This is a genomic window from Bacillus paramycoides, from assembly GCF_001884235.1.
Taxonomy (GTDB): Bacteria; Bacillota; Bacilli; order Bacillales; family Bacillaceae_G; genus Bacillus_A; species Bacillus_A paramycoides.
In genome coordinates this window covers 98,586-120,063 of the sequence record NZ_MAOI01000023.1, presented here as the reverse complement: position 1 = coordinate 120,063, position 21,478 = coordinate 98,586, and the positions used below count along the sequence as shown (strand labels likewise).

General features: G+C 36.1%; 25 protein-coding genes and 4 riboswitches. Of the genes, 22 read left to right on the top strand and 3 right to left on the bottom strand.

The genetic code is table 11. The features are described 5' to 3' along the window. The first annotated feature begins 12 nt into the window (after positions 1-12). Positions 13-1,164, top strand: coding sequence for a DUF3965 domain-containing protein (locus tag BAU28_RS04065; RefSeq protein ID WP_071717828.1), 1,152 nt, complete (start codon positions 13-15; stop codon positions 1,162-1,164). Between the two features lie 241 nt (positions 1,165-1,405). Here the strand turns inward: BAU28_RS04065 and BAU28_RS04060 are convergent, their stop codons facing one another. Next, positions 1,406-1,738, bottom strand: a complete 333-nt coding sequence (locus BAU28_RS04060; protein WP_048373706.1) for a hypothetical protein — start codon at positions 1,736-1,738, stop codon at positions 1,406-1,408. 5 nt (positions 1,739-1,743) lie between these two features. After that, on the bottom strand, positions 1,744-2,901 hold the full coding sequence (locus tag BAU28_RS04055) for an SH3 domain-containing protein (protein ID WP_071717827.1): 1,158 nt from the start codon (positions 2,899-2,901) through the stop codon (positions 1,744-1,746). 259 nt (positions 2,902-3,160) lie between these two features. Further along, positions 3,161-3,273: riboswitch (TPP riboswitch) on the top strand. 60 nt (positions 3,274-3,333) lie between these two features. Then, positions 3,334-3,436, top strand: a riboswitch (TPP riboswitch). Positions 3,437-3,525: 89 nt separating this feature from the next. Here BAU28_RS04055 and tenA point away from each other — a divergent pair. From tenA to kdpDN, 18 genes are all read left to right on the top strand, one after another. Then, a complete protein-coding gene (gene tenA, locus BAU28_RS04050; protein ID WP_071717826.1) occupies positions 3,526-4,221 on the top strand; it encodes a thiaminase II in 696 nt (231 codons plus the stop codon). After that, complete coding sequence (locus BAU28_RS04045) at positions 4,190-4,939, top strand: ABC transporter ATP-binding protein (RefSeq protein WP_071717825.1); 750 nt, start codon at positions 4,190-4,192, stop codon at positions 4,937-4,939. The genes tenA and BAU28_RS04045 overlap by 32 nt, the downstream gene beginning before the upstream one ends. Further along, a complete protein-coding gene (locus tag BAU28_RS04040; protein WP_025150194.1) occupies positions 4,939-5,691 on the top strand; it encodes an ABC transporter permease in 753 nt (250 codons plus the stop codon). The genes BAU28_RS04045 and BAU28_RS04040 overlap by 1 nt, the downstream gene beginning before the upstream one ends. Continuing rightward, positions 5,688-6,689, top strand: a complete 1,002-nt coding sequence (locus BAU28_RS04035; protein ID WP_071717824.1) for an ABC transporter substrate-binding protein — start codon at positions 5,688-5,690, stop codon at positions 6,687-6,689. Before BAU28_RS04040 ends, BAU28_RS04035 begins: the two co-directional genes overlap by 4 nt. A 10-nt stretch (positions 6,690-6,699) precedes the next feature. After that, positions 6,700-7,320 carry a thiazole tautomerase TenI gene (gene tenI, locus BAU28_RS04030; RefSeq protein WP_071717823.1) on the top strand — a complete coding sequence of 207 codons (621 nt, stop codon included), beginning with the start codon at positions 6,700-6,702 and terminating at the stop codon, positions 7,318-7,320. Beyond that, on the top strand, positions 7,313-8,422 hold the full coding sequence (thiO, locus tag BAU28_RS04025) for a glycine oxidase ThiO (RefSeq protein ID WP_071717822.1): 1,110 nt from the start codon (positions 7,313-7,315) through the stop codon (positions 8,420-8,422). The genes tenI and thiO overlap by 8 nt, the downstream gene beginning before the upstream one ends. Before the next feature lie 15 nt (positions 8,423-8,437). Next, positions 8,438-8,641, top strand: a complete 204-nt coding sequence (gene thiS / locus BAU28_RS04020; protein WP_002170446.1) for a sulfur carrier protein ThiS — start codon at positions 8,438-8,440, stop codon at positions 8,639-8,641. A gap of 2 nt (positions 8,642-8,643) precedes the next feature. Continuing rightward, positions 8,644-9,414, top strand: a complete 771-nt coding sequence (gene thiG / locus BAU28_RS04015; protein ID WP_071717821.1) for a thiazole synthase — start codon at positions 8,644-8,646, stop codon at positions 9,412-9,414. Next, positions 9,407-10,426, top strand: a complete 1,020-nt coding sequence (locus tag BAU28_RS04010) for a thiazole biosynthesis adenylyltransferase ThiF (protein WP_071717820.1) — start codon at positions 9,407-9,409, stop codon at positions 10,424-10,426. Before thiG ends, BAU28_RS04010 begins: the two co-directional genes overlap by 8 nt. A gap of 6 nt (positions 10,427-10,432) precedes the next feature. Next, positions 10,433-11,254: a bifunctional hydroxymethylpyrimidine kinase/phosphomethylpyrimidine kinase gene (gene thiD / locus BAU28_RS04005; protein ID WP_116500284.1), complete on the top strand. Its 822-nt coding sequence runs from the start codon at positions 10,433-10,435 to the stop codon at positions 11,252-11,254. 84 nt (positions 11,255-11,338) lie between these two features. After that, positions 11,339-11,486: riboswitch (cyclic di-AMP (ydaO/yuaA leader) on the top strand. Between the two features lie 93 nt (positions 11,487-11,579). Beyond that, a complete protein-coding gene (locus BAU28_RS04000; RefSeq protein WP_048373688.1) occupies positions 11,580-11,966 on the top strand; it encodes a hypothetical protein in 387 nt (128 codons plus the stop codon). A gap of 17 nt (positions 11,967-11,983) precedes the next feature. Continuing rightward, positions 11,984-12,214 (top strand): hypothetical protein, encoded by a 231-nt coding sequence (locus BAU28_RS03995; protein ID WP_025150201.1) that lies wholly within the window; start codon positions 11,984-11,986, stop codon positions 12,212-12,214. Between the two features lie 258 nt (positions 12,215-12,472). After that, positions 12,473-12,618: riboswitch (cyclic di-AMP (ydaO/yuaA leader) on the top strand. 99 nt (positions 12,619-12,717) lie between these two features. Beyond that, positions 12,718-12,822: a SipW-dependent-type signal peptide-containing protein gene (locus tag BAU28_RS03990; protein WP_002170453.1), complete on the top strand. Its 105-nt coding sequence runs from the start codon at positions 12,718-12,720 to the stop codon at positions 12,820-12,822. Continuing rightward, positions 12,819-12,899, top strand: coding sequence for a K(+)-transporting ATPase subunit F (gene kdpF, locus BAU28_RS03985; protein ID WP_000972378.1), 81 nt, complete (start codon positions 12,819-12,821; stop codon positions 12,897-12,899). The genes BAU28_RS03990 and kdpF overlap by 4 nt, the downstream gene beginning before the upstream one ends. A gap of 19 nt (positions 12,900-12,918) precedes the next feature. Beyond that, complete coding sequence (gene kdpA / locus BAU28_RS03980; RefSeq protein ID WP_071717818.1) at positions 12,919-14,586, top strand: potassium-transporting ATPase subunit KdpA; 1,668 nt, start codon at positions 12,919-12,921, stop codon at positions 14,584-14,586. 13 nt (positions 14,587-14,599) lie between these two features. Then, entirely contained in the window at positions 14,600-16,690 is a 2,091-nt protein-coding gene (kdpB, locus tag BAU28_RS03975) for a potassium-transporting ATPase subunit KdpB (RefSeq protein ID WP_071717817.1), read from the top strand. Between the two features lie 17 nt (positions 16,691-16,707). Then, positions 16,708-17,289, top strand: coding sequence for a K(+)-transporting ATPase subunit C (gene kdpC, locus BAU28_RS03970; protein ID WP_002170456.1), 582 nt, complete (start codon positions 16,708-16,710; stop codon positions 17,287-17,289). 56 nt (positions 17,290-17,345) lie between these two features. Further along, a complete protein-coding gene (kdpDN, locus tag BAU28_RS03965; RefSeq protein ID WP_081806860.1) occupies positions 17,346-18,500 on the top strand; it encodes a KdpD-like non-kinase potassium sensor in 1,155 nt (384 codons plus the stop codon). 187 nt (positions 18,501-18,687) lie between these two features. Here kdpDN and BAU28_RS03960 read toward each other — a convergent pair whose 3' ends face one another. Beyond that, positions 18,688-19,575 carry a DMT family transporter gene (locus tag BAU28_RS03960; protein WP_025150205.1) on the bottom strand — a complete coding sequence of 296 codons (888 nt, stop codon included), beginning with the start codon at positions 19,573-19,575 and terminating at the stop codon, positions 18,688-18,690. A 301-nt stretch (positions 19,576-19,876) separates the two neighbouring features. Between BAU28_RS03960 and BAU28_RS03955 the strand changes: the two genes are divergently transcribed. The 3 genes from BAU28_RS03955 to BAU28_RS03945 all read left to right on the top strand — a co-directional run bounded on the left by BAU28_RS03955 (position 19,877) and on the right by BAU28_RS03945 (position 21,473). Further along, entirely contained in the window at positions 19,877-20,731 is an 855-nt protein-coding gene (locus tag BAU28_RS03955; RefSeq protein WP_071717816.1) for a patatin-like phospholipase family protein, read from the top strand. A gap of 181 nt (positions 20,732-20,912) precedes the next feature. Further along, positions 20,913-21,125 (top strand): hypothetical protein, encoded by a 213-nt coding sequence (locus BAU28_RS03950; protein WP_116500290.1) that lies wholly within the window; start codon positions 20,913-20,915, stop codon positions 21,123-21,125. 75 nt (positions 21,126-21,200) lie between these two features. Beyond that, a complete protein-coding gene (locus tag BAU28_RS03945; RefSeq protein ID WP_071717815.1) occupies positions 21,201-21,473 on the top strand; it encodes a sugar ABC transporter ATPase in 273 nt (90 codons plus the stop codon). Positions 21,474-21,478: the final 5 nt, after the last annotated feature.

Below are 21,478 nucleotides of genomic sequence, written 5' to 3'. Positions count from 1 at the left end.
AAGGGGAATTATATGAGGGCTGTACAGGGCGATCCGAATTGGAATTTGGTTACAGATACATACGTAGAACCAAGGAATTTCGCTGAGTTATTTTCTTTGCTTGTACCGAATCATCCGAAAGGTGAAGGGAAAGAGCGAACTATTTTAGTATGGAAAGAAAAAGAATTTTATAAAGAAGAAAATTTAGCGGCTTTCATCGTATATGGAATGAATAAAGCGAAAGATTTACCGCAGTTTCATAAAGATGAAATTCCCACTTTAGTACGTATTCTTCGTTTATGCCAAGAGATTGGTTGGTATAAAGAAGCATATACATTTATGATTAATCAAGGGTTAGACGAATTTGTCCAAACTTCATTGGAATATGAGACATGGGATCTTTTGACGCAAGCGGTTGCTCTAAACTATTTAATCATTAAATATCGTATTGGTGAATTGGATAATGGTGATGTAGGGATTTGGGAGAGAGTTAAATTTAGTGAGAAATGTATAATGCAGTGTAGACATTTATTATCTCATAAGGAAGTATTGGAGTTTACGTTTTTTTATATGTGTAAGCAAGCTAAGACTCTATCAAAAGAACAGCTCAATAGTGATATGATGGGTCTAGCAATATATTGTAATACTTTTGTGTATGATTTATATACAAATGATTTACTGCGCAAGTATCGTAAATGCACAGATTTCCTATCATATTATGGGCCTAGCCAAGCTGTTATAGCTTGTCAAAAAGCTGTACTGTCTCAAATTTCTGATCGATTAGATCCACTAAAGACAACGCACGTAGACGATTATTTGTATGTGATGAAAGAAATGATGGAACATATGACGATAGGGTTAATGGATCGATACGATCATTTTATTGGAAAGTTACTTTCTTATGTACCATTTTTCGAAATGATTCAAGTTCCGCAGCATGCATATTATTGTGAAGAATTACTTTATATTTGTAAGGGCATTGAATATAAAGAAGAGATACTACGCAATTATATATTTATACAATTACATGATTGTTTGCCATCATTCTTTAAACTATTTCTTAAAAATAAACGTTATGCAACGATTCATGATATTCTTTTCTATTGGTGTGATGATGAACAAAGAATGAGCTTAGAGAAAAAATATAATCTTAGTTTTATTTATGAAAAATATGCTTGTGGATAAAGAAGATTTTACATATCAAAAATTAATATAAATTAAAAAGGATCTCAACTTTTATGTGAGATCCTTTTTTGTTAGTAAAACAAGGAGAAAGTAATTAAGACAAGAAATAACATTCCATAAAGAAGAAATTGAGCAGTATAACTTCCTTGTATACCAAAAAAAGTATTCATTTTTTCATATAAATTCAATATATACTTCATTGGGTCATCTTTGAAAGATTGGTACACAGTGTCTCCTCTTTCTAAGCTTCTTGTTCGTGTTTTTGGTTATTAGGAGCATTAACGTATCTAGCTATGAATAATAAAACAGCCATAAAGAATACAGGAAATGCGGTAGATAAATAAAAACCATTACTAATTATATTTGTTATAAGAGCGCTCAAAAGAAAAATTGCATTATAAATATGGGCAATTTTTTGTTTCAATTGAACTTGGAATGATTCCATCATAATTTCTAAAGCAACAAAAGCAATGATAATAGATAAAAATACAGTGTTCGTATTATAAATGATTAAACAACAGATTAAACCTAAAAAAGCCAGGTATTCAATAAAGAGAGGTATATTGCGTGGCATACAATTTACCTAACTAAATATGGCAGTGGGTTCACTGCATTCGTTTTTTCAAAATTCCATTCCCCATTATGTAATTCAAAATGGAGATGTTGTCCGTATGAATGTCCTGTATTTCCCATATGACCTAGTAATTGTCCGGTTTGTACTTGATCACCAGCTTGTACAGTACGATCTTTCATGTGAGCATAAACTGTTGTATATAATTTCTCATTTATTTGATGGGCGATGAACACGACATTGCCGTAGCTAGCCGAATAATAAGATTTCACAACTTTACCTGCAGCAGCAGCTTGAATAGAGACGTTGCCTTGTGCTGCAATATCTATACCATAATGCATTTGTTCCCAGCGCATATCAAATGTTGAGCTGATTTTCCCTTGGGTAGGGAATTTGAAAACTGCTGGAATGGATGAAGGTGAAGCGGTTGTTTTAGCTTGCGATTGATTTTGCACTACATAGTGTTTTGCCACATATCCGTATCCTGTGCCAAAACGAATTTTATACCAAGTTCCTACTGTTTCTACTACCTGTACTTGTGTACCATTTTGCAGAGAACCGATTGCTGTACTATTTGTGCTAGCAGAGCTACGCACATTTAATTTTGGTGTTGCAACAGTATAAGAAGGAGAACCTTGTACAGTTATACCTTTTACTAGAGGTGTGGATCCATTAGATACAAATGTTTTTTGTACGTAACCAATTTGGCCGTTATGTAATATTTTGTACCAATCTCCTTGTTCACCTTGAATTGTAATGAATTGACCATTTGGCAATATATCTAGAATAGAAGACTCTGTATTAGGTTCAGAACGAACGTTTAATGCGTTTGCGTTTACGATATATTGATACTTTTGTTGAACATTTTTTTTGAATAGAATTGCATCTTTTTTCATATAGCCTGTTTTGTTGTTAACGGATACTTTATACCAATCTTGAGCTGTCTCAAGAATAGTAACTGGGCTATTAAATCGAATGTTATCAATTATTGCACTGTCTGCATGGCTATTTTGATGTAGTGCAACGTTGTCAATTTTTACATACCCCGTTTTTGCTTTAGATGATTGCTTAGCAGCAGCTGTTTGTATATCGGATTCTCCCATAGAAGGAAGTAACGAAGCAATTGCGATAGTAGTTGCTGTTAAAGCTGTAGCTTTCATATTCATGTAATAAAGACCTCCTCTAGTTGTATAGTTGTAATTTTATTATAGTATAAAGATACAATATATTGGTCTTATTCACATAAATGTAATATGAAATCAATATAAATAATGTTAGAAGAGAGATTCGTATATAAATATTGTATATATCATTTGTGGAGTTGCATTTATATTTGTTTAACATGTTGATATTTAATGCGCAATTAAGAAAATTAAAATAGTTGATGATGACTTATGACAATGTTATACTGACAGTGATAATTTTATAGTTTGCTAGGAGAGCTGGTGTTGCCAGCTGAGAGGAGGGCCGTAAGCCTTTGATCCTTTTCATTACCTGATCTAGATTGTGCTAGCGTAGGGAAGCAATTCGGACATTAACAATGAGTCCCCGTTTCTTTGCGTATAGAAACGGGGCTTTTTTATTTGAAAATTTCATATTAACACCACTAGGGGTGCTTTTCGTGCTGAGAGAGGAATAATCCTTAACCCTTACAGACCTGATCTAGGTAATACTAGCGAAGGGAAGTGGAACAACGAATAAAATATATTTTTATTTGCTGTGGCCACTTCTTATATAAAGAAGTGGCTTTTTTATTGGAATAAATAGATATGCAGGAAGGGGAATTATAAATGAAATTTTGTGAAAGATTATTTGAGACGGTGCAGCCTGTATGGGAGAAAAGTCATAATCATCCGTTTGTAGTAGGTATGGGGGATGGCACGTTAGAAAAAGATAAATTCCAGTATTATATTATTCAAGATTATTTATACTTGTTGGATTATGCAAAACTATATGCAATTGGTGTTGTCAAGGCAACGAATCCACAAGTTATGGCGAAATTTGCAGAGCAAATAGATGGTATTTTAAATGGTGAAATGACGATTCATAAACAATATGCAAAAAGACTTGGTATTTCTGCCCAGGAGATGGAATCGGCAAAACCATCTGCTAAAAATTTAGCTTATACAAATTATATGATGTCTGTATCTCAAAATGGCACACTTGCAGAATTAATAGCAGCTTTACTTCCATGCATGTGGAGCTATTGGGAGATTGGAAAGCGTTTAAATGATATTCCTGGAGCAAGAGATCATGAGTTCTTTGGGGAGTGGATTCAAGGATATAGTTCTGAAGAATACGGTAATCTTTGTATTTGGTTAATAGATTTATTAAATGAAATGACAGTTGGGAAGTCAGAGAAAGAGCTAGATCGATTAGAGGAGATTTTCTTATATTCCAGCCGATTTGAATATTTATTCTGGGATATGGCTTATCGTAAGGAGATGTGGGGTTTTGAGGAGCAAGAACATACTACAGTTTCGTAATGTTTCCTTTCATTATGATGAAAAACCAATCATAGAGGGACTAAATGCCAATATACAAGAAAAAGAGTTTGTGAGCATTATTGGACCAAGTGGCTGTGGGAAAAGTACTTTATTTCGCCTTATTACAGGTTTAGAAGAGGCGAGCAGCGGACAAATAGAGCTTATGGAAACAAAGAGTCACCCTGTAGGGTATATGCCTCAAAAAGATATGCTTTTGCCATGGAGAACAGTTATTGAGAATGCTGCTTTACCGTTAGAGTGCCAAGGTGTGCAGAAGAAAGAAGCACAGGTAAAGGCAAAGGAACTGTTACATAAATTTGGTTTACAAGGGTACGAGAAAAAATATCCGAAAGATTTATCTGGTGGTATGAGACAGCGCGTATCTTTTATCCGAACTTTATTAACAGGCGGAGAGATATTATTGCTAGATGAACCGTTTAGCGCGTTGGATGCTTTAACGAAGGCATCTTTGCAGGAATGGTTGTTTGAACAATGGAAAGAGTGGGAAAAAACAATTTTATTTATTACACATGACGTTGAAGAAGCCCTTTTTCTTTCTAATCGTATTTTTGTTGTAGAGCAGCAGCCGATAGCTACTTTAACTGAGCGAATTGTGCCGCTTAATCGTAACAGAACAAGAAAAGATTTACATAAGCCTGAAGTGTTAGCGCTTAAGGATGAGATTCTTAGTATGTTACAAAGGCAGGTACTTGTATGATGAATCGTTTGAAGGAGCTATTACCTGCCCTCACATTAAGTGGAATTTTACTTATTGCTTGGGAAGTAGGAGCAAGAATTGTAGATGAGATGTACATTTTGCCATCACCTTCTGCAATTGTAATGAAGATATGGGCGCTGAAAGATATATTATTTACGGTTCATTTACCTGCAACGTTGTATGTCGTTTTAATAGGTGTTGTTATTTCTATCGTCTTGGGCGTAGGGCTAGCAATGTTAATGAACGCGAGTACGTGGATGGAAAGAGCATTTTATCCATTATTAGTTGCCTCGCAAACAATTCCGATAACAGCGCTTGCGCCACTATTTGTCTTATGGTTCGGATATACCATTTGGAGTAAGGTTGTTGTCACAGTTTTAATTACATTTTTCCCAATTGCGGTCAATACGTATGATGGACTTCGCAGTACGAAAAGAGAATGGGAAGAGCTTTTAGTTACGTATGGTGCAACGAAAAAAGATGTTTTTCTAAAGCTAAAGTTGCCATCTGCTCTTCCTTACTTTTTCTCAGCGTTAAAAATTGCGGTACCACTTAGCGTTATTGGGGCAGCGATTGGAGAATGGCTCGGTGCGCAAGCTGGGCTTGGATATTTCAGTAAAAGAATGATGACGCAGTTAGACGGAGCGGGGGTATTTGCACCAATTGTATTGTTATCATTATTAGCTATTTTCTTCGTCATACTTGTTTCGATATTAGAAAGGAAATTCATTAGTTGGAGGAAACATTCATGAAATTATTAAAACGCATCTTTGTGTTTACATTATTAGTTGCAATGATTGCAGGATGTTCGAGTAATTCAGCATCAAATAAGAGTAAAAAAGAGAAAGAAATAACAGTAATGCTGGATTGGTATCCGAATGCGGTACATAGCTTTATTTATGCCGCAATTGAAAAAGGATACTTTAAAGAAGAAGGAGTAAAGGTGAATATTAAATTCCCTTCTAATCCGACTGATCCATTAACATTAGCAGCTGCCGGAAAAGTGACAGTTGGTTTGTATTATCAGCCAGATGTTGTGATTGCAAGAGCAAATGAAAACATTCCAGTGAAATCAATTGGAGCTGTCGTGCGTTCGCCGTTAAATCATGTTGTATCGCTGAAATCAGCAGGTATTCAGTCACCTAAAGACTTAGAAGGAAAAACAGTTGGATATTCTGGAACACCTTTAAGTGAAATGTATTTAAAAACGATGGTAAAAGAAGATGGTGGTAATCCAGATACAGTGAAAGTAGTCGATGTTGGATTCGATTTAGTACCAGCATTAATTACGAAAAAAGTAGATGCTGTAACAGGGGCATACATTAACCATGAAGTTCCTGTTATGCGTCATGAAGGTCATGAACCAGCTTACTTTAATCCAGCTGACTACGGGGTGCCGAATTATCATGAGCTTGTATTTGTAACAGGTGATAAAACTTTGAAAAAGGATAAGGAAGCGTTGCAAGCCTTTTTACGTGGGGCGAAAAAAGGCTATGATTTTATGAAGAAAAATCCAGATGAAGCATTAAATATTTTATTAAATCACCAAGAAAAAGAAAACTTCCCACTTGTACCAGAAGTTGAAAAAGAAAGTATGAAAATTTTATTAGAGAAGATGGAAACGAAAGATGAGCCATTCTTATCGGATTCAAAAGAATCATGGGAGAAACAAAATAAATGGCTGAAGGATAAAGGAATGACTAAAGAAATCGTTCCGGCCGATGAATTATTCGAAAACATTTTAAAGTAGGCGAATGAATATGAAAAATGAGCTTCATGTAATCTCAAATGGTCACATGTCATTCGAAGAGTTAGTGCATGTAGCGATGCAAATTGAGAGTGAGATTGATTATTTGCATATTCGTGAGCGTGAGAAAAGTACGAAGGAATTGTATGAAGGTGTGGAAAGCCTTTTGAAGAAAGGCTTTCCGGCATCAAAAATAGTGATAAATGATCGAATTGATATTGCTATTCTATTAAATATTCCACGTGTTCAGCTAGGATATCGAAGCGCAGATGTAAGGTCAGTGAAAGAAAAGTTTTCTTATTTGCATGTTGGTTATTCAGTACATTCTTTAGATGAAGCGATAGTGGCATTTAAAAATGGAGCGGATTCGCTCGTTTACGGTCATGTATTTCCAACGGCTTGTAAAAAGGGTGTGCCAGCAAGAGGATTAGAAGAAATTGCTCATATGGCAAGGTGTTTATCAATACCAATCACTGCAATTGGTGGAATCACTCCTGAAAATACAAGTGATGTTCTTGCAAATGGTATAAGTGGCATTGCTGTTATGTCTGGGATTATAAGCAGTAGTAATCCGTATAGCAAGGCGAAATCTTATAAGGAATCAATAAGAAAGTGGGCGGAAAAGCATGTGTAAGAAGTATGATGTAGCGATTATTGGCGGAGGTGTAATTGGTAGTTCAGTTGCACACTTCCTAGCAGAAAGAGGATATAAAGTAGCGATTGTAGAGAAGCAAAGAATTGCATCTGAAGCTTCGAAAGCAGCTGCTGGTTTGCTCGGTGTTCAGGCAGAATGGGATGAATATGATCCGTTGTTTGAGCTTGCTAGAGAAAGCCGTGCTATATTTCCACAACTTGCAGAAGTTTTACGTGAAAAAACAGGCATCGATATTGGGTATGAAGAAAAGGGCATTTATCGCATTGCCCAAAATGAAGATGAGAAGGAAAGAATTCTTCATATTATGGATTGGCAACAGAAAACAGGCGAAGATTCCTACTTTCTAACAGGGGAGCATTTGCGGAAAAAAGAGCCATTTCTTTCCGAGTCAATTATAGGGGCGGTATATTACCCAAAAGACGGTCATGTTATTGCACCAGAGCTTACGAAAGCATTCGCACATTCCGCGGCATTTTCTGGAGCTGATATATATGAACAGATAGAAGTGTTTGATATTCAAATTGAAAACAATACGGTGACTGGAATTGTTACAAGCGAAGGTGTAATCATATGTGAAAAAGTCGTTATCGCTGGAGGTTCATGGAGTACGAAATTACTACATTATTTCCAAAGTGATTGGGGTACATATCCAGTTAAAGGAGAAGTTGTTGCAGTAAGAAGCAGGAAACCTCTCTTGAAGGCTCCTATTTTCCAAGAGCGGTTTTATATTACGCCAAAGCGCGGTGGCCGTTATGTAATTGGGGCAACGATGAATCCTCATACGTTTAATAAAGCTGTGCAGCCAGAAAGCATAACTTCTATATTAGAGCGTGCTTACACGATATTACCTGCTTTAAAAGAAGCTGAGTGGGAAAGTACGTGGGCTGGGTTAAGACCGCAGTCTAATCATGGAGCTCCTTATATGGGAGAGCATGAAGAAATAAAGGGTTTATATGCTTGTACTGGGCATTATCGAAACGGTATTTTATTAAGTCCTGTTTCCGGTCAGTATATGGCTGATTTAATAGAAGGAAAGCGCGAAAATCATTTGCTAGATTCATTGCTTTCTAAATCGGTTTAGAAAGGGGATGGAAGTTTGAATTTAAAAATTAATGGTAAGCAAATTGAAATACCAGCGAGTGTAAAAACAGTAGCTGAGCTACTTACACATTTAGAATTAGATAAGAGAATCGTTGTAGTGGAGCGTAATAAAGATATTTTACAAAAAGATGATCATAAGGATACATCTGTTTTTGATGGAGACCAAATTGAGATTGTAACTTTCGTAGGAGGCGGTTGATTATGTTAAACATTGGACCATTTTCATTTCATTCTAGACTTTTATTAGGAACAGGGAAATTCTCTGATTTTGATGTGCAGCAAAAGGCAATTGACGTTTCTGAAGCTGAAATTTTAACATTCGCAGTACGTCGTATGGATATATTTGATGCGAAGCAACCTAATTTATTAGAGAAACTTGATGTGAAAAAATATACGTTACTACCAAATACAGCGGGAGCAAAAAATGCTGAAGAAGCTGTTCGAATTGCAAAATTAGCAAAAGCTTCTGGACTTTGTGACATGGTAAAAGTAGAAGTTATTGGTGATGATAAAACGTTATTACCTGATCCAGTAGAAACATTGAAGGCATCTGAAATGTTATTGGAAGAAGGATTTATCGTTCTTCCATATACATCTGATGATGTTGTATTAGCACGTAAATTACAAGAACTTGGCGTACACGCGATTATGCCGGGAGCATCACCAATTGGCTCAGGACTTGGTATTGTAAATCCATTAAATTTAAGTTTCATTATTGAACAAGCGACAGTACCAGTTATCGTTGACGCTGGTATTGGTAGCCCAGCTGATGCGGCATTTGCAATGGAATTAGGGGCAGATGGTGTGTTATTAAATACAGCAGTTTCTGGAGCAAAAGACCCTATTAAGATGGCACAGGCAATGAAGTTAGGTATTGAGGCAGGGCGCTTAGGCTTTGAAGCGGGTCGTATTGCACGTAAGCGTTGTGCAACAGCAAGTAGTCCTTTAGAAGGAATGAGCGTAGTTGAATAATCGATATTCTCGCCAAGAGCTATATTCTCCAATTGGAGAAGAGGGACAACAAAAGATAGGGGAAAAGCATGTACTTATTATCGGTGCAGGCGCACTAGGTAGTGCAAATGCAGAGATGTTTGTAAGGGCTGGTGTTGGTAAGGTGACAATTGTTGACCGCGATTATGTGGATTGGAGTAATTTACAAAGGCAGCAATTGTACGCGGAGCCTGATGTAGAGAATAATCTTCCGAAGGCTATAGCGGCAAAAAAACGTCTAGAAGAGATTAATAGTGAAGTAAGAGTCGAAGCTCTCGTTCAAGATGTAACGGCTGAAGAATTAGAAGAACTCGTTACAAATGTTGATGTAATAATTGATGCAACTGATAATTTTGAAACACGTTTTATTGCGAATGATATATCGCAAAAATATTCTATTCCGTGGATTTACGGAGCGTGTGTAGGTAGTTACGGTCTTTCTTACACAATTCTTCCTGGTAAAACGCCATGTTTATCTTGTTTATTACAATCGATTCCGCTTGGCGGGGCGACATGTGATACAGCGGGGATTATATCACCTGCTGTATCTCTTGTCGTTTCTCATCAAGTAACAGAAACACTAAAACTGTTAGTAGAAGATTATGAATCACTTCGAAATGGACTTGTGTCGTTTGATGTATGGAAAAATGAATATTCATGTATGAATGTGCAAAAGCTTCGGAAACATAATTGTCCTTCATGTGGTGAGGATGCATTATATCCGTATTTAAATAAAGAAAACACTTCAAAAACAGCAGTTTTATGCGGGAGAAATACAGTTCAAATTAGACCACCTCATAAAGAAGAAATGGATTTTGAACAATATAAAGAATTGCTGAATGATCGCGTGAATGATTTGAATGTAAATCCGTATTTATTATCATTTTCTGTTGGAGAAAAGAGATTAGTTGCCTTCAAAGATGGCCGTGTACTTGTGCATGGAACGAAAGATATAAGTGAAGCAAAAACAATTTATCATCGCTATTTTGGATAGAAAAGGATGAGTGAGATGAAAGTAAATAAAGCTTTAACGATTGCAGGATCTGATAGCGGAGGCGGCGCTGGAATTCAAGCAGATTTAAAAACTTTTCAAGAGCTTGGTGTGTATGGAATGACAGCTATTACAGCAATTACTGCTCAAAATACGCTTGGCGTTCAAGGGGTATATCCTGTTTCTTTAGAAGGAATTACGGAACAGCTGAATTCAATTGGTATGGATTTAACACCAGATGCTGTGAAACTAGGAATGCTATTTAGCAGTGAAATTATTCAAATTGTGGCAGAACACATTAAGAAATTTGGCTGGAATAATATTGTGCTAGACCCTGTTATGATTGCAAAAGGTGGGGCTTCATTATTACAACAAGAAGCAGTACACGCATTAAAAGAATATTTATTGCCATTAGCTACTGTTGTAACGCCGAATGTTCCTGAAGCAGAAGTGTTAACAGGTCTAGAGATTCATAATATAGAAGATAGCAAAAAAGCTGCGAAAGCATTGCATGAATTAGGAGCTAAATATGTTCTTATGAAGGGCGGGCATGCAGAATACCAAGGTAATGAAGTAATCGATTTGCTCTTTGATGGTGAGCAGTTTATCGAATTTAGAAGTGAACGAATTCCTTCGAAGCAAACGCACGGGAGCGGGTGTACATTCGCATCTGCAGTTACGGCAGGGCTTGCGAAAGGATACTCAATTGAAGAGGCAGTTCAAGAAGCAAAACGATTTATTAGTATAGCAATTGAAGAGCCATTGAATATTGGTAGTGGTCATGGACCAACGAATCATTTTGCATATAAGTTGAATAAAACAAGAGCATAGAAAAAGAAAAGCTAGTTTTATAACTGGCTTTTTTTCTGTTTACTTTTTCCAAATACAGGAGTAATATATCAGCCAGAATACATTTTTTGTAATACGCTGAGTCCAGATTTATGGAGCGGAGGAACCAATTTGTGCGTCGTCACTAGGGGTGAATCTTTCAATTTTGAAAGTAGGGCTACTCTCAAAGCCCGAATCCGACAGCTAACTTCGTAAGCGTCTTGAGAGAGGACGGTGCCATGATGGATACATCACTTCATCGGTCTGATTAGTATAGGAGAATATCAATCTATGTTTAGATTCTTTTATGCTAAGGAGGATGAGGTATATGGAATTAACGCTTATTTGTGTTGGAGAAGAAAATAAAGTAAAGAGTTTAAGAGAGCTAGTAGCATTTCAGCATGAGTTAATTATTTTTACAGCAAATGAAGAGATAGCAGCTGAAGTTAGAAACTATGGATTTGATTCGACTTATAGCTGTAATAAGGAGCAGGATTTTACTAGTATTTGCGAGTGTATTAAGAAGGTGATTTTGCTCGGAGATGAGCTTTCAATAGTTAGTTTCTTCACAGAACGTATTCGTTTTTCTTTTCAAGCGCCTATTACTGTTGTCACAAGAAATAAACGATATCCGGCCAGGCTCTATGAAACAATTGGAGCTAAATTTGTCGTGTTTACAAACTGTGATAACATTTCGTTTTTATTTTTTGAATAGGGCGGGAGGAAGCGAAGATGAAAGTATTACTACTTGGAGATATAGCGAATCGTTGGGCGGTATCGGTAGAGCGAGTTCAAGAATTGGTAGTGCTCGATCCGATTTTTCCGAGGCCATATATAATATTGCCATCGAAAGATGCTTTATATTTAAAAACAGATATTATCGAATATGAGCAGCTACATGCAGAATTGTCACAAGTTTATATTCGCGGGAGAAATTTACGTGCATTTTTACGAGGAGATTAAGCATTGAATAAAAGAGCGAATGCTGAGTGCAACAAGCTATGCACTTCATGTAATTCGCTCTTTTTATTTCATATTTAAAAGATCATTTCTATGAAAAAGAAAGAAAAGACAAGAAAATAGATGAAAGAACATTAATAACGTGTAATGTAAGCGTTTAAATAATAAAATATTTTCTTATTTAAAGTAATTTGCCTCTTTACAAGTTAAATATAGAGGAGTATATTTACTCTCATAAATCATTCATAAAATTTCCAAAAAAACCTAAAATCGCTGAGTTCCAGAAATGGAGCGGGGGAACCAATTTTGTGCATCGTCACTTGGGGTGAATCTTTCAGTTTTGAAAGTAGGGCTACTCTTTAGGCCCGAATCCGACAGCTAACCTCGTAAGCGTTTAGAGAGGAGGTTTACTTTTTGTTGTTCATTTTTTGAACACTGAGTAGAGCTCAGTGTTCTTTTTTAATATTTTGATGGTAAATTTTTACAAAAAGAAGTGGGGGATAGCTATGTTAGATGTTGTAATGGTCGGGATATTTGTTGTATTAGTTGCATCGATGGCAAGCCTGGCAAGTTGGTCAGATAAAGTTGTGAAAGAAGGGAAGCAATCATGATGATTGCCTTATCGGTTATTGTTGCAGCGATTACGGTGTACTTAGTGTACGCATTATTAAATCCAGAAAAGTTTTAATTAGGGGGAATCATTCATTATGATTTGGGTTGCAGTTGTTATTACAATGCTCTTGTTTATTTTAGTAGCAAAGCCAATGGGGATTTATTTAGAGAAAGCCTTTCAAGGTAGCAAGACGCTAGATAAAGTATTCGGGCCTTTTGAAAAACTTATTTTTAAAATTACGGGTGTAAAAGCATACAATCAAACTTGGAAACAGTACGCATTATCATTAGTATTACTCAATGGATTTATGATTGTCGTTGTATATTTCATTTTCAGATTACAAGGTGTGCTGCCGCTAAATCCAGCGCATATTGCAGGGATGGAGCCTACGCTCGCGTTTAATACAGCAATTAGTTTTATGGCCGATACAAACTTACAGCATTATAGCGGTGAAAATGGTTTGTCTTATTTATCACAATTAATCGCCATTACGTTTTTAATGTTTGCAGCACCAGCAACGACTTTAGCGATTGTTATGGCATTTATAAGAGGGCTTGCTGGAAAAGAACTTGGGAACTTCTTCGTTGATTTTACGAGAGCTTTAACGAGAGTTTTTCTTCCAATTGCATTTGTTGCGGCGTTAGTCTTTGTCGCACTTGGTGTACCACAAACGTTAGACGGGGCAGTTACAGCACATACGATTGAAGGGGCAAAACAAAGTATATTACGTGGACCAGTTGCATCATTCGTTTCAATTAAGGAGCTTGGGAATAATGGTGGTGGTTTCTTCGGAGCAAACTCAGCGCATCCATTTGAAAATCCAGGTCAAATCAGTAATATTTTACAAATGATGCTTATGATGTTACTGCCAACAGCACTGCCATTTACGTACGGACGAATGGTAGGAAATAAAAAGCAAGGACGTATCCTTTTTGTGTCGCTGTTCATGGTCTTTTTACTAGGGTTTATAACGATTACGACATCCGAATTACATGGGAATCCAGTGTTGAACCAAATGGGTATTGAACATGTGCAAGGAAGCACAGAAGGAAAAGAAGTACGATTTGGAACCGTATTTTCTTCACTTTATGCGACAGTAACGACAGCTGCTGAAACAGGGGCGGTTGATACGATGCATGATACGTTAACACCAATTGGTGGTTTAGTTCCACTCGTAAATATGATGTTGAATACAGTGTATGGCGGCGTTGGAGCAGGCTTTATCAATATTATCATGTATGCAATTATTGCAGTCTTTATATCTGGATTAATGGTCGGACGGACACCAGAGTTTTTAGGTAAAAAGATTGAAGGTAAGGAAATGAAATTAATTGCAGTAACGATATTATTTCATCCATTGCTCATTTTAGGATTTTCAGCATTAGCTCTTTCAACAAGCTTAGGAACGGATGCCATTTCTCATTCAGGTTTCCATGGTTTAACGCAAGTTGTATATGAGTATACATCGTCAGCTGCGAATAACGGATCTGGATTTGAAGGCTTAGGGGATAATACACCGTTTTGGAATATTACGACTGGTTTAGTTATGTTTTTAGGACGCTATTTCAGCTTAATTACGATGCTAGCTGTTTCTGCTTCACTGAAGGAGAAAACGGTCGTACCAGAAACAGTCGGAACGTTCCGTACGGATAATAGTTTATTTGGTGGTATCTTCATCGGAACGATTGTAATCGTCGGTGCGTTAACATTCTTCCCGATGTTAGTATTAGGCCCAATTGCAGAATTTCTTACATTGAAGTAATGGAGGGTAAATGATGAAGCCGGTAGTAGTAAAAGAAAAGCAAGTGAACGAGTCACAAATACATGTTATAGAAGATGAGGTTAGACAAGCGAAAACGCTGGATCGTGATATCGTGACGCATGCGATGAAACAATCCTTTGCGAAATTGAATCCGAAAGTAATGATAAAGAATCCTATTATGTTCATTGTAGAAATTGGATTTATAATTACGTTACTTTTATCCTTTCTTCCAAGTAGTTCGAGTAGCGTACCAGGGTGGTTTAATATAACAGTTTCTCTCATTCTATTATTTACAGTTTTATTTGCTAACTTTGCAGAAGCGTTAGCAGAAGGGCGTGGTAAAGCGCAAGCCGATTCTTTAAAACAATCGAAGAAAGATGTGTTTGCAAATGTTGTAAAAGAAAATGGAGACATCGTTCAAGTTTCAGCAACTGAGCTGAGAAAAGGTGACGTTGTTATTGTAAAACAAGGAGAAATGATTCCAAATGATGGTGAAGTAATTAAAGGATTAGCGTCTGTAGATGAATCTGCAATTACAGGGGAGTCAGCTCCTGTTATAAAAGAAGCAGGTGGCGATTTTTGTTCAGTAACAGGCGGAACGATGGTCGTAAGTGATGAGATTACAATTGTAATTACAAGTAATCCTGGTGAATCATTTATTGATAAAATGATTTCTTTAGTAGAAGGAGCTGCTCGTCAAAAAACGCCGAATGAAATTGCTTTAAATACAGTATTAACGAGTTTAACTCTAATTTTCTTAATCGTTGTTGTGACGTTGCCGATCTTTACAAATTATTTAGGATTTCAAATTGATACAGCTGTACTTGTGGCATTGTTAGTTTGTTTAATTCCAACGACAATTGGTGGGTTATTATCAGCGATTGGTATTGCCGGGATGGACCGCGTGACAAAGTTTAATGTATTAGCAATGTCAGGGAAAGCAGTAGAAGCTGCGGGCGATATTAATACAATCATTTTAGATAAAACAGGTACGATTACTTTCGGGAACCGGATGGCACATACACTACTCCCTGTAGGAAATGAAACGATTGAGCAGGTAGGGAAATGGGCTGCGATTAGTTCTGTTTTAGACGAAACGCCAGAAGGTCGATCTGTTATAGAGTATGTGCAAGCAAAATCAATATCATATAATAGAGAACTTGCAGAACAAGGTGAATTTGTTCCGTTTAAAGCAGAAACGAGAATGAGCGGTGTTGATTTACAGGATGGAACGAAAGTGAGAAAAGGTGCTGTTGGTGCCGTTATTGAATGGGTTCAATCACAAGGCGGAACGATTCCAAAAGATGTGAATCAAAAAGCAGATTTAATTTCAAAAGAGGGTGGAACACCACTTGTAGTTGCAGTAGATGATCGTATTTACGGTTTAATTTATTTAAAGGATACAGTAAAACCTGGTATGCGTGAACGTTTTGAACAATTGCGCCAAATGGGGATTAAAACGGTTATGTGTACAGGTGATAACCCATTAACAGCAGCAACAATTGCAAAAGAAGCAGGGGTAGATGAATTCGTTGCCGAGTGTAAACCAGAAGATAAAATTGAGGTTATTAAAGCAGAACAAGATAAAGGGAAACTTGTAGCAATGACAGGTGATGGTACAAATGATGCTCCGGCATTAGCGCAAGCCGACGTTGGATTAGCGATGAATAGTGGCACAACAGCTGCGAAAGAAGCAGCAAATATGATTGATCTAGATTCGAATCCAACGAAAATTATTGAGGTTGTAGGAATCGGTAAGCAATTGTTAATGACACGTGGTGCGCTAACGACGTTTAGTATTGCGAATGATATTGCGAAATATTTCGCGATTATTCCAGCGATGTTTACACTTGCGATTCCGCAAATGGAAGCATTAAATATTATGAAATTAACATCACCGCTTTCAGCAATCTTATCAGCATTAATATTTAATGCAGTTATTATTCCGTTACTAATTCCGTTAGCGATGAAAGGTATTGCATATAAACCGATGAGTTCTAATGCACTGCTTAGCCGAAACTTACTCATTTACGGGCTTGGCGGAGTTATCGTTCCATTCATTGGAATTAAAGTAATTGATATGATTGTCGGCTTGTTCATATAAGGAAGAGGGGAAGAAAGATGGCGAAAAAACAAAGTATACTTTCACCAATTATTCGTATTACTTTTACATTTTTAGTCTTGTGTGGACTTGTATACCCGCTAATTGTAACTGGTATTGCGCAAGCGGTAATGAAGGATAATGCGGATGGAAGTCTTATATATAATGATAAGAATGAAGTAGTTGGTTCAAAATTAATCGGTCAAAATTTCACAGATCCACGTTATTTTCATGGGCGTGTCTCTAGTATAGAATATAAAGCAGAAGCATCAGGATCTAATAACTATGCACCGTCTGATCAAGATTTAGCGAAACGAGTAGAGAAAAGTATTGCAGATTGGAAGGTACAAAATCCAAGTGTGCCAGTTACAGAAGTACCGATTGATTTAGTAACAAATTCAGGTTCAGGACTTGATCCGGATATTAGTCCACAGGCAGCTTACGTACAGGTGGATCGTATCTCGAAATTAACAAATATTCCGAAAGAAAAGCTTGATCAGCTTATTAAAAATCAAACAGAAGGTGCTGCACTCGGTTTATTTGGAGAGGACCGTGTAAACGTCTTAAAGTTAAATTTAGAATTACAGAAACTAATAAAATAGTAACAGTGCTACCTCAATCTAATGGATTGAGGTAGCGTTGTTTCAAAAGAAAGGTTGTGCGTGTCTTGTATGCAGATGACTATAAACCAACGTTTCAAAGGCGAACACCGGAAGAGTATTTAGAATACATTCGTCAGCAAAATCGCGGAAAGCTAAAGCTATACGTAGGGGCTGCTCCAGGAGTAGGGAAAAGTTATAAAATGCTCTTTGATGCTAGAGAAATGCAAAAAGATGGTATTGATATTGTAATTGGTTTAATTGAAACACATGGAAGAAAAGAGACGGAAGAAGCAATTGCTGATTTAGAAAAAGTTCCTTTAAAAGAAATAGATTATAAAGGGAAAGTATTTTATGAACTGGATGTAGAAGGAATTATAAAGCGAGCACCACAAATTGTTGTTGTTGATGAACTCGCGCATAGTAATATTCCTGGTTCTAAACATAAAAAACGGTACATGGATGTTCAAGAATTGCTAGAGGCTGGTATATCAGTATTATCAGCGTTTAATATTCAACATTTAGAAAGCGTTCATGACATTGTAGCTCAAATTACGAATGTCAAAGTACGAGAACGTATTCCGGATTTTATTTTGCAAAAAGCAAATGAAATTCAACTCGTTGATGCAACACCTGAGGTATTAAGGAAGAGATTAATAGATGGAAAGATATATAAGGAAGAAAAAATTCAGCAAAGCTTACAAAACTTCTTTACGCTTAATAATCTAGGGGCACTAAGGGAATTATCGCTTCGTGAAGTTGCAGATGATATGGATGAAAAAATTAGTCAAACAGTTATAGAGCCGATTGGCGTGAAAGAAAAAATTCTCGTTTGTGTACAATACAGTTCAACAGCAGAGAAATTAATAAGAAGAGGATGGCGCATGGCTGATCGGTTAAACGCTGAATTGTATGTCTTAAATGTAGAAAGGGAAAATATAGATTCTATTTCAGCAGGGAAAAAGCAAACAATTGAAGAGTGGAAATCCTTGACGAATCAATTTGATGCGAGCTTTGTATTAGAAGAAGCGAAAGGGAGAAAGCCAGCTGATGTTATTATTGAAGTCGCGAACAGACTACAAGTAACGCAAATTTTACTCGGGCAATCAGCAAGAACACGGTGGGAAGAAATAAGAAAAGGTTCTATTGTAAATGAAATTATGAGACAAACGAAGCATATTGATATCCATATCGTTGCTGATCAAAGAGCTTAAAATAGAGACATCCTTTCGGGAAGTCTCTATTTTGCTTTTTACTTATTTTCTTTTTTGTAGAGTATGGGGATTTTATTCCCGTGAGAGAAAGACATTCACTTAGAAGTAGACCTAGGTTAAGAGAATGAAAATAATATAAACGAAGCCCCTCAACGTGGATGTATATTTATCTATCTTGGCGAAATATCTATTCCATATTTTTCTTGTAATTGAGTTTTAATAAACTTTTAAAATCTAACTCAGCAATTAATACACTTAATAATATGAGAGTTGCACCTAAGTAGCCTTTAAGTGTGAGTGTTTCACCCGTGAAAAAGAAGGCAAAACCTGCGGAAAAAACAGGTTCTAATGAAAAAATAAGACCTGTATGTGTGGGAGTGGTGTATTGCTGGGCAATAACTTGAACAATGAATGCGACTGCTGTGCAAAATATACTTAAGGCTAAGGTGATTAGCCATGAGTCAATAGTGCTTGGAAGTTTTGGGGTTTCTATAATGAATGAAAAAATAAGACTAAATAGGCCAACAAAGCCGAGTTGTATTACCCCAAGAGCAATTGAATTCACATGTTTCGTTACTGTGCCCGTAATGATGACGTGAATCGCATAAAATAAAGCAGACAATATGCAAAATATATCGCCGTTACCGATCTTAAATTCACTATTTAATGTTAATAATCCGATTCCTATTATCGTTAAAACAATTCCTAATATAACTTTCTTTTCAGGAATGTGCTTTAAAAATATAGATGATAATATTGGAATGAAAATGACAGTGAGACTTAGTAAGAAACCTGCATTAGAAACACTTGTATACTTTGTACCGAAAGTCGCAAAGATATAAACTATAAATAAAACAGAAGCTAATATAAAAGCATATTTTACAGTTTTAAAATCAATTTTGAATAAGTGTTTGTAAAATATTAAACCTGATAAAAGAAAGGCAATAATAAATCGTAATGCGATTAAATTATATTCTTCTATGTCATCAAGGCCAACCTTTGTAAGTAGGATGGATGCACCCCAAAAAAATGTAACCAGTAGTAGCATTAAATCAGCTTTTAATTGTAATTTCATCCCTATTCCCTCGTTATCTATAATTTGTAATTTCATCCCCATCATCTTATTATATATTTTAATTTCAATTCTGAATATTTAAAATTAAAAAAATCTGGGATTATTTATAATAATTCATTTAAAGAAGTCGTAGGGATATTTTGTTAGCCTGATAGTGATGTGGTGCTATCGTTAGGAAGAAGAAATTCTTTTTCTCAAGCCTTTTGAATATTGTTTCTGAAAGAACTCATATATAATAGAAAAAGATACTTAACATAGTGAATAATTAAAGAGTCAATATATAGAAAGAGGAGAGAGTAACATGCTTGAAAATACGGGCTTAGTATTAGAAGGCGGCGGTATGCGCGGAGTATATACTGGTGGGATACTAGAATACTTTATGGAACAAAATTTATATTTTCCATATGTAATCGGTGTATCAGCTGGTGCTTGCCATGCAGCGTCGTATCTTTCCAGACAAAGAAATAGAAATAAAACAGTAAATATTGATTATGCATCACATCCACAGTATTTATCGTATAAAAACTTATGGAAAAAGCGTCAATTATTTGATATGGATTTCATTTTTCATGAAATTCCAGAAAAGCATGTACCGTTTGATTTTGAAACATACTTTAATAGTCCAGAGCGTTTCCTTGTAGGAACAACAGATTGTGAAACTGGACAACCTGTTTATTTTGAAAAAGAGGGAACGAATGATGATGCGTTAAATTTATTGCAAGCGTCTAGCTCATTGCCATTTATTGCACCGGTAGTAGACTACCGAGGTAAGCAATTATTAGATGGCGGGATTTCTGATCCGATTCCAGTTCGTAAAGCACAGGAAGATGGATTTAAAAAATCAGTCGTTATTTTGACGAGAAATCATGGTTACGCGAAGAAAAAATCAAAGTTTGGCTGGGTTGCAGCAAAGGCTTATAAAAAATATCCCAACCTTGTAAATACGATGTTGACTCGTTATGAAGTATATAATGAAACACTTCACTACATTGAAAAAGAAGAACAAGCGGGTAATTTATTTGTTATTCGTCCAGAAGTGCCGCTTCAAGTAGACCGTATGGAAAAAGATACAGCAAAACTACAAAATCTATATGAGCAAGGCTATGAAGATGCGAAGAGACAATTTGCAGATTTACAGGCGTTTTTGCAAAAATAATAATTAGGCTGTGGAGAAGGGGTTCTCTGCAGTCTTTTTTGTATTACTTTGGTGCCTATACGTTACTTTTTTTATGTATAAATGTTTAAGTGTTTAAAGAGTTTGTAAAACATATGGGTTTCTTATTGAGGAGAATTTGCTTGAATTATATGGTATAATATGGATAAAAGTACGTGAAGGAATGATACATATGGAAAATGTATATAAAGGACTTAGACATACTGGATTTACTGCAATGCTTATTTTTGGCGGCGTATTTTTACTTCGCTGGCTTATTCATGATGAAATGCTATTAGATCAGCTTATTGGGTTTAGTGTAGGGATCGTGATGGTTATTTCATCAGTTTTCATTCAAAAGTATAGTAAAGAATTACAGGTAGATGAGAAGTATTAACAAATTGTAAGCTCCCTTTATATTTGGAGGGGGCTTTTTATAGTTAAGAGGTTTGAATATAGAGAAGGCGTTTGGATGATTTTCTTATTTGCGGTGTATTTTGTTTTTATTATGACGTTGTTAGTTACATTTCTTCTTTCTAAAAAAGCATATAAGAAGCCTCCTGTTAAATATATACCAACGTTAATTTTGTTTATTTTGGCTTTTATTTCTTCTATTGTGTTTGTAATTAATAACGGAATGGGAGAGCTGATGATAGCAGTCTTCTTAGGACTTGTAGCAGTAGCGAACCTTCTCTTACTACTTGCGTTAAAAGTAGTTCGTACGATTGTTGCAAAAGGAAAGTAGCGCAT

Bases quoted from the DNA above. Each gene is read 5' to 3' on its own strand.
- BAU28_RS04065 (WP_071717828.1), top strand. From the start codon at position 13: ATGAGGGCTGTACAGGGCGATCCGAATTGGAATTTGGTTACAGATACA.
- BAU28_RS04060 (WP_048373706.1), bottom strand. From the start codon at position 1,738: ATGCCACGCAATATACCTCTCTTTATTGAATACCTGGCTTTTTTAGGT.
- BAU28_RS04055 (WP_071717827.1), bottom strand. From the start codon at position 2,901: ATGAATATGAAAGCTACAGCTTTAACAGCAACTACTATCGCAATTGCT.
- tenA (WP_071717826.1), top strand. From the start codon at position 3,526: ATGAAATTTTGTGAAAGATTATTTGAGACGGTGCAGCCTGTATGGGAG.
- BAU28_RS04040 (WP_025150194.1), top strand. From the start codon at position 4,939: ATGAATCGTTTGAAGGAGCTATTACCTGCCCTCACATTAAGTGGAATT.
- BAU28_RS04035 (WP_071717824.1), top strand. From the start codon at position 5,688: ATGAAATTATTAAAACGCATCTTTGTGTTTACATTATTAGTTGCAATG.
- tenI (WP_071717823.1), top strand. From the start codon at position 6,700: ATGAAAAATGAGCTTCATGTAATCTCAAATGGTCACATGTCATTCGAA.
- thiO (WP_071717822.1), top strand. From the start codon at position 7,313: ATGTGTAAGAAGTATGATGTAGCGATTATTGGCGGAGGTGTAATTGGT.
- thiG (WP_071717821.1), top strand. From the start codon at position 8,644: ATGTTAAACATTGGACCATTTTCATTTCATTCTAGACTTTTATTAGGA.
- thiD (WP_116500284.1), top strand. From the start codon at position 10,433: ATGAGTGAGATGAAAGTAAATAAAGCTTTAACGATTGCAGGATCTGAT.
- BAU28_RS04000 (WP_048373688.1), top strand. From the start codon at position 11,580: ATGGAATTAACGCTTATTTGTGTTGGAGAAGAAAATAAAGTAAAGAGT.
- BAU28_RS03995 (WP_025150201.1), top strand. From the start codon at position 11,984: ATGAAAGTATTACTACTTGGAGATATAGCGAATCGTTGGGCGGTATCG.
- BAU28_RS03990 (WP_002170453.1), top strand. From the start codon at position 12,718: ATGTTAGATGTTGTAATGGTCGGGATATTTGTTGTATTAGTTGCATCG.
- kdpF (WP_000972378.1), top strand. From the start codon at position 12,819: ATGATGATTGCCTTATCGGTTATTGTTGCAGCGATTACGGTGTACTTA.
- kdpA (WP_071717818.1), top strand. From the start codon at position 12,919: ATGATTTGGGTTGCAGTTGTTATTACAATGCTCTTGTTTATTTTAGTA.
- kdpB (WP_071717817.1), top strand. From the start codon at position 14,600: ATGAAGCCGGTAGTAGTAAAAGAAAAGCAAGTGAACGAGTCACAAATA.
- kdpC (WP_002170456.1), top strand. From the start codon at position 16,708: ATGGCGAAAAAACAAAGTATACTTTCACCAATTATTCGTATTACTTTT.
- BAU28_RS03960 (WP_025150205.1), bottom strand. From the start codon at position 19,575: ATGAAATTACAATTAAAAGCTGATTTAATGCTACTACTGGTTACATTT.
- BAU28_RS03955 (WP_071717816.1), top strand. From the start codon at position 19,877: ATGCTTGAAAATACGGGCTTAGTATTAGAAGGCGGCGGTATGCGCGGA.
- BAU28_RS03950 (WP_116500290.1), top strand. From the start codon at position 20,913: ATGATACATATGGAAAATGTATATAAAGGACTTAGACATACTGGATTT.
- BAU28_RS03945 (WP_071717815.1), top strand. From the start codon at position 21,201: ATGATTTTCTTATTTGCGGTGTATTTTGTTTTTATTATGACGTTGTTA.